Genomic DNA, 13,923 nt, shown 5'->3' on the forward strand with positions numbered 1-13,923 from the left:
GAGACAGGATCAAGGAATCAGATCATGCCCATTTTGTTTTCGATGTCGGGATCGAGTTTGACGGCTTTCTGATAGTGGCGTTGCGCCACGTCTTCGTTGCCGACCAGTTCGTTGAGCGTGCACAGGAAGAAATGCGCTTCCGCGTATTTCGGATTGGCACGCACCGCTTTGTTGAAAGCGTCGAGTGCCTCCTGGTAATGGTCCAGCCGATATTGCGTGTTGCCCAACTGGTAACAGATCTGTGCGTCGCGCGGGTTCAGCCGCACCGCCTGCGTGAGAGGCTCCACCGCTTCCTGATACCGTTTGCGGTCTGAAAACAGCTTGCCCAATTGAGCATGCAGTTTCGGGTCGCGGGGTTTCTGCTTGATCATTTGTTTCAAACGTTCGATCTCGCGCTCATCCTGTCCCCCGCCGCCCGCCGCCGCGGGACGTCCCGGCGGTGGACTCGAAGGGCGTGCCGGAGCCGACTGTTTTTGCGGCGGAGGCGCAGCGGCTGGTTCCGAAGACACCGCCGCGGCGGCACTGATCTGCGACTGGATCGCCCGCACCTCCGCTTCCGCCTTGGCCCGGGCTTCGGACTCCATCTGAATTCCGGAGCGCAAATGCTGCAGGTCGTCCTGGTATTTGCGCAATTGGCCTTCCAGATTTTCGGTCTGCTTTTTGTGCAGTTCCTCGTTTTTTTTGGCCTGCTCGAGTTCCTTCTTCAATGCCTCGAGTTCCTTCGTATCGGTGGCCTTCTGTTCCACTTCCTTGATCTTGGCCTTGGCGGCATTGAGAAGTTTTTCCAACTCGGCCTTTTCCTGCCGCAATTGTTCCTTGCCTTCCCGCAGCTGAACCAGTTCCTGCTCCAATGATTCGGATTTGCCGGACCCCGCGGCGGCCTGCTTCAGAGCCTCATCCACCTTTGTATACGCATCCTTCAACTGCTGTTCGAGTGATGTTTTTTCCGCCGTGAGGGCCTGCTCCGACTCCTTGAGCGCGGCGACTTCCTGTTTCAAGGCATCGCTTTCCCCGCTGGACTGGTTGGCCTGCTCCAGGCTTGCCTGCAACTCCTTCAACTGACCGGCCAGGTAATCCTTTTCCGTTTTGAGAAGCTCTTCGGCTTTTTTGGTGAGCTCGATTTCCTTTTGCAGGGATTCCACCTCCTCCGAGCCCTGGGTGGACTGCCGCTGCGCATTTTCCAGTTGGGATTCGAGATCGCTGATCTGAGTTTGAAGATTGATCGACTCGTTCTGGAGGGCGAGCTTTTCATCCTGCAGAGCCTGTTCGCTGTCGCGGAGCTCCTGTTCGGATTCGCGGAGGGATTCCAGTTCTGACTTGGCGGCCTGGAGCTCCTGCTTGAGCGTATCGGATTCGCCGGTATCAGCAGGACGCTGAAGTGCTTCCTGAAGTTTGGCTTCGGTCTGTTGGAGTTTGGTCTCGAGGTTGGCTTTTTCCATTTTCGCCAGTTCCTCGGACTTCTTCACCAAATCCAGTTCGCGTTGCAGCGCATCTGAGTTTGGGGCGGAAGAGGCGGCCTTCTGCGCCTCTTCGAGACGGGTTTGAAGATCCTTGACCTGCGCTTCCAGGCCTTCGCGTTTTTGCACTTCCAGCTGGTACTGGGATTCCGGAATCCCGCCTGAGGAAGCGGCGGGGGCCTGCTGCAAGGCGGTCTCGGCTTTCTGGCGCAGGGCCTGCTCATCCAGGACCTTCTGCTTCAGGTCGAGCACTTCCTGTGTTTTGCTCAGCAGTTCCTGTTCGGCCCGGGTGCGCTTTTCGATTTCTTGGTTGAGTTCGGCTCCGCTGGAAATGCCGGCCGCGGCGCCTTCAGACACTTTCTTCTCAAGCTCGGCGGCCTTCTGGTTCGCATCCTCCAGGGCTTTTTCCAATTTGAGGCGTTTCTCTTTTTCCGCTTGCAGGAGAGGAGTGAGGTCCTCCGTCGCCCCACCTTTCTGGAGTTCGGCGATTTTCTTTTTCGCCGCGTTCAGCTGGGCGGTTTTTTCCTTCAATTGAGTCTGAAGGTTGTTCAGTACTTCCTGGAGCGTTTGGGCAACGCCTTTACTGGCCATTCACAGTTCCTTTCCTGTATCTGATCCCAAGGAAGGCCGGGGGATCCCGTCCTGAGGCTCCCTTGCTTGAAGACAGGCCCTGCAGGCAAAGATTCCCCGTCAGGTGGAATCACGTCATGGAAAGCATTCCAACCAAGAGATTCATACGGAGTCGGTTCAATTTAGATTTTATTAAAATTTATAGGACTGTCAACAATCAAACCTATAAAAAAAAAGAGTTTACACTCGCACCGTCCAATCGATCCCACCCTTGACCAAGTCTACCGAAAAAACACCTTCCCCTTCAGGGAAACCAAAGCTCCCCGTCATTCAAAATCTGAATTTCAATTTGGGCTTCTTTTTTTGGTTTTTGGGTGCCGATTTTATGGCAAACCAGGGCCGGGGTGATCATATTGAACAGTGTGGACAAGATTGATTTTAAATGCAAAATCAATCTTATCGTGGAGCCTGAAACAGCCCACTCATACCGCAGATCACTTGGAGGTTCGAAACCTGTAAGACATCGACTCCGGGCACGTCTCACCCCATACAGGGTGCAAATAAAAATGAAATGCCCGCCCCGCTTTCAACCACTACAACGGAAAGGGGTCCTGTATGAGCACTCAATACGTGGACAATTTCGCCGACGACATCGGTCCCATTAAAATCCTGCATATTTATGAACCCAAGTCCCAGCTCCGCGCCATTGTGGTGGTCGACAATCTTGCTATGGGCCCGACCGCCATTGGGGGGTGCCGCATGGCACCCGACGTCTCCACGCGCGAGGTGTTCCGGCTGGCGCGGGCCATGACGCTGAAGAACGCGGTCAACGGCTTGCCGTACGGCGGAGGCAAGTCCGCCATTGTCGGCGATCCGCGAAGCGATCTGAAAGAAACCTGGGTGCGCGACTACGCACGCGCCATCCGTGACCTGAAAGAATACATTCCCGGCCCGGACATGGGCACCGACGAACAATGCATGGCCTGGGTTCACGAAGAATCCGGCCGTGCCGTGGGCCTTCCCTATACGAAAGGCGGCCTGCCGCTGGATGAGTTGGGTGCGACGGGCTTTGGTGTGGCCGTGGCGGCGGATGCGGCGAGTGAATGGATGCAGTTGCCTCTGGAAAACGCACGCGTGGTCATCCAGGGGTTTGGCAACGTGGGCCGGGCGGCCGCAAAATCCCTTCTGGAGCGCGGATCGAAAGTGATTGCGGTCAACGATTCGGATGGCGGGTTGCACAATGAGGATGGACTGGACATCCCGGAGTTGATCCGCTGGGTGCAGTCCCGAAACCTGGACCGCGCCACTCATTTGGGCCAGCCCATGGAGCGCGACCAGGTGCTGGAAGTGGAAAGCGACATCTTTGTTCCGGCGGCGCGGCCGGATGTGTTCACCGAAGCCAACCAGCACCTGCTCAAGACCCGGCTGGTGCTCGAGGGCGCGAACATTCCCATCACGCACGAGGCGGCGCGCGTGCTGCATGACCGCGGCATCATGGTGATCCCGGACATCATCGCCAACAGCGGCGGGGTCATTTGCGCGGCGGCGGAATATGAAGGCAAGACGGAGGACCAGGCGTTCGAGGCCATCCGCAAATCCGTTTACCGCAACACCACCGCGCTGCTCAAACGCGTGCGCGAGCGCAAACAGTACCCACACGACGCGGCCCTGAAAATGGCGCGGGAGGTCCTCTCCAAAAAAATGGGGCTCTTCGCCAGCACGTGAGGGAAAAAAGAAATCAGCGGAATTCGGGGTTCAGGCGGGCGGCTTCCTGTTTGTGGTGCTGGGACGCTTCCTTCTGGCCCTGAATGGCCAACACCACGCTCAACACGCGGTGCGCTTCGGCGTAATCCGACTGGATCTCGACGGCTTTCTTGAACGCCTCGCCCGCCTCGTCGTATTCGCCGACCACCATGTGCGCCAGCCCCAGGTTGTACTGCGCCTCCGCCCATTCCGGATCCAGATACGCGGCTTCCCGGAAGGCGTCGATCATTTCCTCACAACGGTTGAGGGCGTCAAACGCCTTGGCCAGCCAGAAGTGGACCCGGGGATTTTCGGGGTCGAGCTGCGCCGCCTTACGGAACACCTTCAACGCCTCCTCGCCGTTCAGGTCCTTCATCCAGGCCTGGCCGAGCTTGATCAGCAGACCCGGTTCATCGGGACTCGCCTCAACCTGTTGTTTGAGGGCTTCGATTTCCGGGTTGACCGCAGGCGGTTCGTTGGTGGGGGCTTCTTCGTTCATAGGCTCCGATTATCCTGATAAAGGGTGCATTGTAACAAATTGGGTGAGGCCATCAACACCTGTAACCGGATGATTGCCCTCGGAGGGGGATGTGCCTATCAGGAATACTGGCGCGTGGGGGAGAAACGGTTCATCCGGATGCCGCCCATGCGGAGGCCGGTGAGCACATCGATCGACGGCACGAAAAACCGGGCACCGGACACCGGACGCAGGCGATCCGACCAGTGCACCCCGTCCCGGCCGGGTGCCATCTCGAGAGATTTCTCAAGCACGGTGTCCACCGCATCCGGGTCGCTGTGAAACAGCATGGTCAGCGTCCCGGCTTCCTCCTGTTCCCGGTATGGAAGGGAATGGATGAGCAGGTGCTCCTCCCGCCCCAGTTGCCGTGCGGCTTCCTTAAGGGGCACGGCCACCTCCACGGTCTCCTCCGGAGCGTGACGGAAATTCTGCACCAGCACAAAGCTGCCACGAAAAAAATCCGCCTCGTGCGTGTCGATGAACACCGACTCCGGCACTCCATCCGGAGCGGCGGTTTCCTGTTCCGCAAAGGTGATGGCGGGGGATTGGCCCCAGAAGCGGTCGATGGGCTGGACCAGCCCCTGGAGGTTTTCGTCGATGTACCCCACCATGTCACGCAGGCATTCGATCTGGTTGGCGTGAAGATAAAAAAGCAGGTCGCCCTCGGTGGCGGGAAACTCGCGGCCCTCCGCTTCCAGCGTTTCAAAGGGACGCAACCGGCGCGGTTTTTTGCCATGCCAGGCCAGCAACCAGAACATCGGGCCGAAACCGACCACGCAGGCGATCTTTTCCCCCGGATACTTTTTCAATACGTCCGACACGAACCCCGGCACCATCACCGAGAACTGGCCGACGCTCATCGCGTTCATCGGCAGATCCACCACTTCATAAATCAAAACGCACGAGTGCCGGGCGGGGGTCGAAACAATGCCTGTCTGCGATCGGGACATGAGCTTTCCGCTTTCAAAGTGAAAGCGTTTACTCTAACACTGAATCGACGCGAAGAAAGACAAAAATGGAAAGCACTGGATGAGAAGAATAACGGAGGGCAAAAAGAAACCCGGGCCGGAAATCGTTCCAGCCCGGGTTTCCTTTCAGGTAAACCACGCCGGCGGGGACCGGCGACCCTTTCCCTGGCCGTAAACATCCGGCCTTCCCTGACTAAGGTATGGAAGGGAAAAGAACCCTGGAATACACGGGACCTGTCCTTGGCAACCCGCACGAAGCCTGAGGCTTCGCTGTTTTTTGTTTTTCAGCTTCCCGAATTGACGGGGTCCGGATAGTTCAGGTCCAGGCGCTGCTTCACCCAGGAAGGGACCTGGGCTTTAGGCGCCGTCACGAGCCCGATGTTATCCTCATTCTTGTAGAACGTTTCCCAGTACATCTTTTCGAGACGATCTGAAGAAATGACCTCTTTCAAACTTCCATCCGGTTTGATAATTTTCACTTCGTAAATCATGGTTACCTCCTTCACCCCCTGTATTCCGGGTTCGTTGTTACCTGAACCAGGCCCGACTGCGGGTCCTGCCCCCTATGTGTAATCACTTTACTGACTTCAATTTGTTATAAGCAACAGTCGTGCCATTCCTGCCACAAGATACTTAACGGCTTTTTTTTCAATAATTTAATAAAAAATTAAAAGGTTCTCCCGGATCAGATTTCCCGATTTCCGAATACAAAAATGTGTCACCAGTGACAAATTTGAGTTCTAAATTTCATAAAATCCTTATTTTTCAATTATTTACACACTATTCCAAATTTCGGGCTGATTATTTCTTTGTGCACATGGTTTGTCCAATTTCCGTAATTGCACTAATTTTTTAACGTCAAATTATGGAGATCGGAATTAAAATACTTGTTTTTTCCTTTGTTAAAAGGATTCGCTTGTAAGACCACCACCGACACGGGCCGCCTGTTTTTTTCTCCCCTGTGGCATTTCGCTCTGGCGCAGGGGGGGGGCGGGATCCATTTTGACAATAAATTGTCAACGGGTTATCAATGGATGATTTACAGCCTGTGCTTCAAACGGGATGCTTGAAATGGAAGAGGAATACTTTTTTGGATGCCCCTGGTGCGGGGAGGAGATTTCCATGCTGGTGGATCTTTCGGTTCCGGCCCAGACCTACATCGAGGACTGTGAGGTCTGTTGCCGCCCCATCCAGATCCAATACCAGAGCAGTGGATTGGGGGTGGAAGGCTTTTCTGCCGTCCGGGGATGACGCGTTGCGGTATTTCAACGGCGTGCGTCAGCCGGTTTCGGTGAGGGCCGCGAAGTCGTCGCGGTAACCCTGCATGCGCTGGCGGGCGTGCTGTCTCTGGACGGGGGCCATCTCCGCATCCACGCGCACGATCAAATCCTTCCAGTAACGGTGACGATCCTCCAGCCCGGCCTCGAACCCGGCAACCCAGTGGGATTCCGGATGACGGAGCCACTGCAACAGGCGGGCATGATAAAACTCCGCCGACCCTCCTTGCCGGACGAGATTCAGAAAATCCAGCTGGAACCGGTTGCGGTTTTTAAGCCGAAGCTGCACCCAGTCATGGTCGGCACGCAACCAATGCGAAATGTGGGTGACCTGTTCCTCCGTCAACCCGCCGTACCAGTCGTCGAACACCTCCAGCACCCACTCGTGGTGATCGTGTTTCAGTTCGCGGGAGTCCAATGCCGCCTGTTTCACCAGCCAGCCTCCATCATTTTGAAAACGCCCTTCCAGGTGGCGGATCTGATCACCGTCAAGGGTGGCGAGAAAACGTGAAAAGTCCGGCAGGCCGCGGGCGATCAACCGGTCCCAGAAGGCCCCCTGCTGATGCCAGATCCAATCGGCGTCATCCGCACTCAAACCGTCGACGTAACGCCGGTCGAGTTCGTCCAGGGCGGCGACAAGGCGCGGCAGTTCCTGTTTGCGGTGCCACGCCTGCAAAGCGGCGACACGCTGGTCGAGAAACCGCTCCTGCTCGCGGGTGAGATCGAAGTAATGGTCGATGCGGTGGACGAGAAACCAGTCGGAGAAGTTGTAGGCGATACGGGTGCGGCTGCACCCGGCGGCAATCAGCAGACAGAGCACGAGCAGGAAAAGCCGCCGTCGACCCGGCCTTACCGGACGGGGAAGTTGAGGACGTCGGGTCATCGGGTCGCCTCCGGCGGAAGGGTTTCCCTGGCCCCACCCGCACACGCGCTTGCAGAACAGTTACGGTCAGCGCAGGGAAAAGGGTGAAGGCGGAGCCTCGGAATCTGTTTGCGTTTCCCCGATCACGCGTCCGCCGAAATCGGAAAACACTTTTTGGCCGTTCTTCATGCGTTTCAGGTGGTGATGGGAACGGCGTTTCTTGTTACTTGATTGCGGGGCTTGATCCGCCGCAAAATCATCCGGCCCCAGAATGTGCCACACAGTCTGATCGCGGAGCCGGGTTTTAAACCCGATGCCCTGCGTCCGGTCCAGGATGCGCTCGGAAAAATCGCTGCGCCCGGGAAACGCGGTGATGTTGGTGGTGGGGCCCAGCGGAAACCGCAGAACGCCAAATCCCGGAGAAAACACGAACGGCTGGAACGGTCCGACGAACGGAAACGGTCCCCCGAATCCGTGCCGCTGGAACGGCCGAAGGGAAAACGGCGACGGTCCGGGATGCCGACGGTGAAATCCCGGCCCGCGAACTCCTTTATTGCCTTGTCGCCGGGTGTCGCGCTGTTTGATTTTGAAACCGGGATGGCGCGGGCGAAAATCCTGCCCATCCCGGATCACGTCATTTTGAATTTTCCGTGAGTTTTCATCCAGGCGGTTGCGCAGTTCATTGGGGCCGAACAGAAACTTCCGGCGAAGCGGAGACACGCCCTGCCTGCGGGAACCGCGAAACGACGAAGTCCTTCCGTCGCGGAATCCCTGCTGGGTGCGGATGCGACGTTGAATACTGGACTGGAATTTGGGACCGATGCGGCTTTTGAATCCTGAACTCCGGTTGAACGAGGAATGAAACCCCGCACTCCCGCCGCCGGCGGAGACGACCTCCGGCAAGATGCCGGAGAAAACAAAAAGTCCCGTCAATAAAATGGAAGGGAGGGCCAACGGTTTCATGAGCACACCTGAAAGAGAAACACCACACGGTGGCGCTCAGCCGGATTGCCATCATCATTAAAATTATATCAATCCCGCGAAAACCGCCACAAGCCCAAACCGCGCGGATCGATCCCCCGTTTCCGGAAACCGGGCCCCCGGGCTTTTAATGGCAACTTCGTGGAATCTGCTTTTTCAGGCCAGTACGGGGAGGCCTCAACACACTGTTGCACTATTCCATTGCAACACTCCGGGCAACAGGGTACCATCCATTGGATTGCGGCACCCCGTCCCATACCGGAAAGAGAAGAAGCATCATGAACACACGGCCCACAGACAACATCGAATCGATCATCAATCTGCTCAAGGAAGCGGTTTTCGTTTACGACGAGAATCTGAATATCCGTTATTTCAACGACGCCGCGGAACGGATCACCGGGTACAGCCGCGAGGAGGTGCTGGGGAGGAAATGCATCACCATCCTCGACCAGAGCGTGTGCCTGAACAACTGCGAGCTGTGCCTGACCGTGAAGAACGGCATCAACCCGGAAGCGCACTTCACCTCCTCCTTTCTGCGCAAAGACGGGGCGAAGCGCACGGGCGAATTTCAGGCGGGCATCCTGCAACGCAACGAAGACGGCACGCGGGTGGTGGTGGCGCTCAACGACGTCACCGAAATCTCCCAACTGCGGCAGGAATTGAAAGAGGTCCACTCCTTCGGCAACATGATCGGAAAAAGCCGGGTGATGAAGGAGTTGTTCGAAAACATCCAGAATGTGGCCTATTACGATTCCACCGTGTTCATCCAGGGGGAAAGCGGCACCGGCAAGGAACTGGTGGCGCGGGCCCTGCACTACGCCAGCCCGCGTGCGGGAAAAAACCTGATCAAGGTAAACTGTACCGCGTTCGCCGACACCCTGCTGGAAAGCGAGTTGTTCGGACACGCCAAGGGCGCCTTCACGGGGGCGCTTCGCGACCGCATCGGTCGTTTCGAGGAAGCACACGGCGGGACCATTTTTCTGGACGAGATCGGCGACCTCACCCCGACCATCCAGGTCAAGCTGTTGCGCGTTCTTCAGGAAAAAGAAGTCGAGCGCGTGGGCGAGAACGTGACCCGCCAGGTGGACATTCGCATCATCGCCGCCACCAACAAGGACATCCTGGAAGAAGTGAAAACGGGCCGGTTCCGCGAAGATTTGTATTACCGGCTGAACGTCATCCCGCTCAACCTGCCACCGCTCCGCGACCGCAAGGAAGACATTCCCTACCTCGTCCAGCATTTCATCAAACGCTGGAACATCCAGCACGTGAAACCCATCGAAGGCATCGCCGACGACGCTCTGGGTCCCCTCCTCGACCATGACTGGCCGGGCAACATCCGCGAACTGGAAAACGTGGTGGAACACGCCTGCGTGAAGTGTTCCGGCTCGCGCATACAGAACGTGGACCTTCCCGCATTTTTGCAATCGGAGGCAGAGGGTCCCGCTCCCGGACGCGTGAACCCGGTGCGCCGCCGCAACTGGCTGAACCGGGAGATGGTGGCCGCCGCGCTGGAGAAAGCCGGGGGCAACCAGTCGCGCGCCGCACGGGAACTGGGCGTGCACCGCATCACCCTCTGGCGCAAGATGAAGGAGTTCGGCCTTCCCGCTTGAAGCACGTCACTACCTGGTTATCGAGCCCCGCCCACCGTTTGGTAAATAAGCTTTCTGTTTATAACAAATTCCCGGACTGCTGAGATTCTGGCTGAAGACCCCTGCCCCTTCCCCGCTTTCGCGGGGAAGGACCAGGTGTTGCGGGGATGGGGCGAGTTGAAAGCCGGAGTGTGGGGGGTCACTTCCCGGCTCGAAAGACGGAAGGGTTCTCTTCCCCTTCCACCTCCAGGTGGCCGATCGCCCCTTTCGCCACCCGGAAAATGCTGTGATCCACCAGGGCATACGTGCCCGGCGCGTCCACCTTGAACTCAACAATGGTCGCACCTGCGGAAGGAATCATGGTGGTCTGCACGTTGGTGTTCACCAGTCCGCCGATGGCACCTTCCATGTACACCTTGTCGAAGATTTCGCCGATGATGTGGAACGAAGACACCCGGTTGGGACCGATGTTGCCGTAGTAAATACGCACGGTTTCGCCGACCTTCGCCTTGAGCGCGTTGTCGAACATCACGCCGCCTTCCTTGCCGTTGAACACGACGTAGGTCGGGTTCTCATCGAGGCCGCGCTGGATGTCGAACTCGACCAGCCCTTCTTTCTTCTGCGTGGTGAAGAACTCGCTTCGCATCACGTAATATTCGCGGTCCACCGGCGGCAGGCCGCCTTCCGGCTCCACAAGGATCAGTCCGTACATGCCGTTGGCGATATGGTCGACAATCTGCCCGGCCGCACAGTGATAAATGAACAGGCCCGGAGCCAGCGCCTTGTACGAGAAGACGCGGGTCTCACCCGGAGCGACGGTGATCACCGCCGCACCGCCACCCGGTCCGTTCACCGCGTGCATGTCGATGTTGTGGTCCTGCGAGTTGGTCTTCGGGTTGGTCAGGTGAAACTGCACCGTGTCGCCCACCCGCACCCGCACCATGGGGCCCGGAACAGTGCCGTTGTAACTCCAGAATTTATATTTGATGCCTTTACCCAATCCTTCCGCCAGGTCGCCGACGAATTCCTTCGCCTCAAAATGAACCTCCACCGTTTGCGACTCGGAACGCTTGGTGGGGGACGGCACATTCGGCGCCGTGGCCATGACGGAATCGCCATGCGACCACCCTGGCGCGGCAACGGACAGGATGAACAGGAACAAAATCAGCTGAACGGGTTTAAAGCGCAATCGGGAAAGGGATTCGATCATGTAACTCATACTCCTAAAGGTTAAAAAAAATCCATGGAACGACCTACCGCCTCGTTAATACAAGGCCCGTGCCAAATTCCAAACCACCGTTTTTAAGCTGAATTTGCAGGATACGGTCCTTTCCCCTGTTGCGTTAAATGGCCAACGCAACGTTGCAGGCAGTTGCGTGTCCCCGGGCAACTCCTCCTTTTTCCGAATGCCGCCTGTTCCTCCAGGTCTGCCGCCGTAACCGATGGAAACTTATTGACAGACCGCGCGTTATCGCCAATAATAGCTAAATCTCAATAATTGAATAACTTATACCCCACCCCCCTTGGCGAAACCTTCTGTTTTGGAAAGCCCGGTGGGAGGTTGATCAAGAAAACCGCATGGACCGCTACTGGGAACGCTTCAAGACCCCTTTCCTCTGCTTCGCCGGGTTTTCCGGTGTGGGCAAAACCACCCTGCTCGTGGAGCTGATCAAACGGTTCCGCAGCGACCACATCCGCGCCGGGTATTACAAGCACGACGCACACCGCTTCCAGATGGACAAGGAAGGAAAGGACACCTGGCGCGCCCGGCAGGCGGGGGCGGGTATCCTCACCATCAACGATCCCGAACACTTCGCCATCATCGCCGAAAACCCGTTCAAGAAACGCTCCATCACCCACGCGCTGGAGCAGTGCGACTGTATCCTCATCGAGGGCTACAAGAAATCGCCGTTCAACAAGATCGTGTTCCTCGACGCGGAGGGCCGACTTCCCATCTCCCGTGACGACACCGGCATCAAGGCGGTGGTGCACCAGGGCGTGATCCACGACACGGGGCTGACCGATCTCGGCATCCCGCTGTTTCACCGCGACGAGGTGGACCGCATCTACGAATTCGTGCGCAGCCATTTTCTCCAGTGCACCAGCCCGATTTACGGCGGCGTGTTCATCGGCGGGCAGAGCAAACGCATGGGTAAGGCCAAGTTCTCGCTCGCCTACAACGGAAAGACGGAAGCCGAACGGATGGTGGACTTGTTGTCGCGGTTCTGCGATAAAGTGGTATTGTCGGCGCGGCCAGACCAGGACCTGGCCGACCTCGGAGACCTGGCCGATTGCGAGCGGTTGAACGACGAACACAGTGGACTGGGTCCGGTGGGCGGCCTGGCGACGCTCATGGCCAACCACCCGGACAAGGCGTGGCTGGTGGTCGCCTGCGACATGCCGTTCCTGAAGGAACGCAACGTCCGGCACATCATCGAACAACGCGACCCGCTCCGCTACGGCACCTGTTATATGAAGAAAGGACGCCTCGGCGTGGAACCCATGTGCGGCATATACGAACCGAAGTTCATCGTGCCCCTGTTCGAGGCCATGTCGCGGCGCGAACTTTCTTTGTCGCGCATCATCAACGAACTGCCGTTCCATTGCATCAGCGTGCCGGAGGACAACCGTTCCGATTTCATGAATGTCAACACGCCCGAGGAATACGAAGTGGCCCGGGTGAAGCGGGAACAGAAGGAGGAAAACTGAAATGGGCATGATCACCGTCGACGAGGCGTTGTCCAGCATACTCGCCAAAATCGAACCCAAGGGACTGGAAAAGGTCTCCATCACCGAGGCGCTGGGGCGCGTGCTGGCGGAGGACATCACCGCCCGCCGCGACAACCCGCCGCTCGACAACTCGGCGATGGACGGCTACGCGGTGATCGCGGGCGACATCCAGTCGGCGACGCCGGACAGCCCGGTGAAGCTGGAACTGGTCGATGAAGTCGCCGCCGGGTCCATCGGCACAATCACGCTGAAATCCAACCAGGCGATCCGCATCATGACCGGCGCCCCCATTCCTCCCGGCGCCGACGCGGTGCTGATGCAGGAAGACACGGACAAGAACGGCAACTTTGTCTTCGCCAAGGACAAGGCGACGATCGGCGAGAACATCCGCCTCGCCGGCGAGGACGTGAAGACCGGCGACGTGGTGGTGCCGAAGGGCAACGTCATCACCCCGGCGCACGTCGGCATGATGGCGGTGTGCGGCAGAAGCAGCGTCACCGTCGGCCAGCGCCCCACGGTGGCCATCCTCTCCACCGGCGACGAGATCGTCGATCTCGACCAGGTGCCGGAAGGCTCGCAGATCTACAACAGCAACGGCTACATGCTGATGGCGCAGGTGGCCTCGGCCGGCGGCATCCCGCGCTACATGGGGGTCGCCCGGGACGACGAAAAGGACCTGCTGGAAAAATTCGAGTGGGCGCTGGAGAGCGACATCGTGCTCTCCTCCGGCGGCGTGTCGGTCGGCGATTACGACCTGGTGAAGGCAAGCCTCCAGAAAATGGGCAACGAGATGGTGTTCTGGAAAGTCGCCATGAAACCGGGCAAACCGCTTGCCTTCGGCAAAATCGGCGAGACGCCGGTGTTCGGCCTGCCGGGCAACCCGGTGTCCTCGTTCGTGTCGTTCGAGCAGTTCGTGCGCCCGGCGATCAAGAAGATGATGGGTGCGCGCGACCTGAGTCCGCGGACGGTGCAGGCGACCCTCACCGAAACCATCAAGAAAAAAACCGACCGCGTGCATTTCATGAGCGCCGTGGTCTCCTGGGACGGCGGCGACTGCACCGTGACCCCCGCGGAACAGCAGGGGTCCGGGGTGCTCAAGTCCACCGTCGCCGCCAACGGCCTGCTCGTGTTTCCTCTGGAGATAAGCGAACTCCGGAAGGGCGAGCGGGTCACCGTCCAACTTCTGAATACCTGAGGCCGATGCCGAACTTTCTCACCCACTCCCG

General features: G+C 58.0%; 12 protein-coding genes. 5 read left to right on the forward strand and 7 right to left on the reverse strand.

Features of this window, described 5'->3' with window-relative positions; genetic code table 11:
* Nucleotides 1–17: 17 nt before the first annotated feature.
* On the reverse strand, nucleotides 18–2,048 hold the full coding sequence (locus ACTRW9_RS09375; RefSeq protein ID WP_442429126.1) for a tetratricopeptide repeat protein: 2,031 nt from the start codon (nucleotides 2,046–2,048) through the stop codon (nucleotides 18–20).
* Between the two features lie 594 nt (nucleotides 2,049–2,642).
* Between ACTRW9_RS09375 and ACTRW9_RS09380 the strand changes: the two genes are divergently transcribed.
* Nucleotides 2,643–3,752 carry a Glu/Leu/Phe/Val family dehydrogenase gene (locus ACTRW9_RS09380; protein ID WP_442429127.1) on the forward strand — a complete coding sequence of 370 codons (1,110 nt, stop codon included), beginning with the start codon at nucleotides 2,643–2,645 and terminating at the stop codon, nucleotides 3,750–3,752.
* 13 nt (nucleotides 3,753–3,765) lie between these two features.
* On the opposite strand, the gene ACTRW9_RS09385 is transcribed toward ACTRW9_RS09380, so the two are convergent.
* The 3 genes from ACTRW9_RS09385 to ACTRW9_RS09395 all read right to left on the reverse strand — a co-directional run bounded on the left by ACTRW9_RS09385 (nucleotide 3,766) and on the right by ACTRW9_RS09395 (nucleotide 5,746).
* A complete protein-coding gene (locus ACTRW9_RS09385) occupies nucleotides 3,766–4,269 on the reverse strand; it encodes a tetratricopeptide repeat protein (RefSeq protein WP_442429128.1) in 504 nt (167 codons plus the stop codon).
* 98 nt (nucleotides 4,270–4,367) lie between these two features.
* Nucleotides 4,368–5,237 carry a Dyp-type peroxidase domain-containing protein gene (locus ACTRW9_RS09390; RefSeq protein WP_442429129.1) on the reverse strand — a complete coding sequence of 290 codons (870 nt, stop codon included), beginning with the start codon at nucleotides 5,235–5,237 and terminating at the stop codon, nucleotides 4,368–4,370.
* 302 nt (nucleotides 5,238–5,539) lie between these two features.
* Entirely contained in the window at nucleotides 5,540–5,746 is a 207-nt protein-coding gene (locus ACTRW9_RS09395) for a hypothetical protein (protein ID WP_442425981.1), read from the reverse strand.
* Between the two features lie 580 nt (nucleotides 5,747–6,326).
* Between ACTRW9_RS09395 and ACTRW9_RS09400 the strand changes: the two genes are divergently transcribed.
* Nucleotides 6,327–6,506 carry a CPXCG motif-containing cysteine-rich protein gene (locus ACTRW9_RS09400; RefSeq protein ID WP_442429130.1) on the forward strand — a complete coding sequence of 60 codons (180 nt, stop codon included), beginning with the start codon at nucleotides 6,327–6,329 and terminating at the stop codon, nucleotides 6,504–6,506.
* A gap of 27 nt (nucleotides 6,507–6,533) precedes the next feature.
* Here the strand turns inward: ACTRW9_RS09400 and ACTRW9_RS09405 are convergent, their stop codons facing one another.
* Nucleotides 6,534–7,415 (reverse strand): DUF6279 family lipoprotein, encoded by an 882-nt coding sequence (locus tag ACTRW9_RS09405; RefSeq protein ID WP_442429131.1) that lies wholly within the window; start codon nucleotides 7,413–7,415, stop codon nucleotides 6,534–6,536.
* A 66-nt stretch (nucleotides 7,416–7,481) separates the two neighbouring features.
* Nucleotides 7,482–8,357, reverse strand: coding sequence for a hypothetical protein (locus ACTRW9_RS09410; protein ID WP_442429132.1), 876 nt, complete (start codon nucleotides 8,355–8,357; stop codon nucleotides 7,482–7,484).
* A 296-nt stretch (nucleotides 8,358–8,653) separates the two neighbouring features.
* Here ACTRW9_RS09410 and ACTRW9_RS09415 point away from each other — a divergent pair, with 296 nt between their 5' ends.
* On the forward strand, nucleotides 8,654–9,988 hold the full coding sequence (locus tag ACTRW9_RS09415) for a sigma-54 interaction domain-containing protein (protein WP_442425985.1): 1,335 nt from the start codon (nucleotides 8,654–8,656) through the stop codon (nucleotides 9,986–9,988).
* Between the two features lie 178 nt (nucleotides 9,989–10,166).
* Here the strand turns inward: ACTRW9_RS09415 and nirK are convergent, their stop codons facing one another.
* A complete protein-coding gene (gene nirK, locus ACTRW9_RS09420) occupies nucleotides 10,167–11,186 on the reverse strand; it encodes a copper-containing nitrite reductase (RefSeq protein WP_442429133.1) in 1,020 nt (339 codons plus the stop codon).
* Between the two features lie 359 nt (nucleotides 11,187–11,545).
* Here nirK and mobB point away from each other — a divergent pair, with 359 nt between their 5' ends.
* Entirely contained in the window at nucleotides 11,546–12,676 is a 1,131-nt protein-coding gene (gene mobB / locus ACTRW9_RS09425; RefSeq protein WP_442429134.1) for a molybdopterin-guanine dinucleotide biosynthesis protein B, read from the forward strand.
* Between the two features lies 1 nt (nucleotide 12,677).
* Nucleotides 12,678–13,892 (forward strand): molybdopterin molybdotransferase MoeA, encoded by a 1,215-nt coding sequence (locus tag ACTRW9_RS09430; RefSeq protein WP_442425988.1) that lies wholly within the window; start codon nucleotides 12,678–12,680, stop codon nucleotides 13,890–13,892.
* Nucleotides 13,893–13,923: the final 31 nt, after the last annotated feature.

Origin of the sequence: Nitrospina sp. 32_T5 (assembly GCF_052156635.1) — a bacterium.
Taxonomy (GTDB): Bacteria; Nitrospinota; Nitrospinia; order Nitrospinales; family Nitrospinaceae; genus Nitrospina.

Excerpts from the sequence above, each read along its gene's own strand:
- ACTRW9_RS09395 (WP_442425981.1), bottom strand. The coding sequence starts at position 5,746 with ATGATTTACGAAGTGAAAATTATCAAACCGGATGGAAGTTTGAAAGAG.
- ACTRW9_RS09375 (WP_442429126.1), bottom strand. The coding sequence starts at position 2,048 with ATGGCCAGTAAAGGCGTTGCCCAAACGCTCCAGGAAGTACTGAACAAC.
- ACTRW9_RS09405 (WP_442429131.1), bottom strand. The coding sequence starts at position 7,415 with ATGACCCGACGTCCTCAACTTCCCCGTCCGGTAAGGCCGGGTCGACGG.
- mobB (WP_442429134.1), top strand. The coding sequence starts at position 11,546 with ATGGACCGCTACTGGGAACGCTTCAAGACCCCTTTCCTCTGCTTCGCC.
- ACTRW9_RS09380 (WP_442429127.1), top strand. The coding sequence starts at position 2,643 with ATGAGCACTCAATACGTGGACAATTTCGCCGACGACATCGGTCCCATT.
- ACTRW9_RS09400 (WP_442429130.1), top strand. The coding sequence starts at position 6,327 with ATGGAAGAGGAATACTTTTTTGGATGCCCCTGGTGCGGGGAGGAGATT.
- ACTRW9_RS09390 (WP_442429129.1), bottom strand. The coding sequence starts at position 5,237 with ATGTCCCGATCGCAGACAGGCATTGTTTCGACCCCCGCCCGGCACTCG.
- ACTRW9_RS09410 (WP_442429132.1), bottom strand. The coding sequence starts at position 8,357 with ATGAAACCGTTGGCCCTCCCTTCCATTTTATTGACGGGACTTTTTGTT.
- ACTRW9_RS09385 (WP_442429128.1), bottom strand. The coding sequence starts at position 4,269 with ATGAACGAAGAAGCCCCCACCAACGAACCGCCTGCGGTCAACCCGGAA.
- nirK (WP_442429133.1), bottom strand. The coding sequence starts at position 11,186 with ATGAGTTACATGATCGAATCCCTTTCCCGATTGCGCTTTAAACCCGTT.
- ACTRW9_RS09430 (WP_442425988.1), top strand. The coding sequence starts at position 12,678 with ATGGGCATGATCACCGTCGACGAGGCGTTGTCCAGCATACTCGCCAAA.
- ACTRW9_RS09415 (WP_442425985.1), top strand. The coding sequence starts at position 8,654 with ATGAACACACGGCCCACAGACAACATCGAATCGATCATCAATCTGCTC.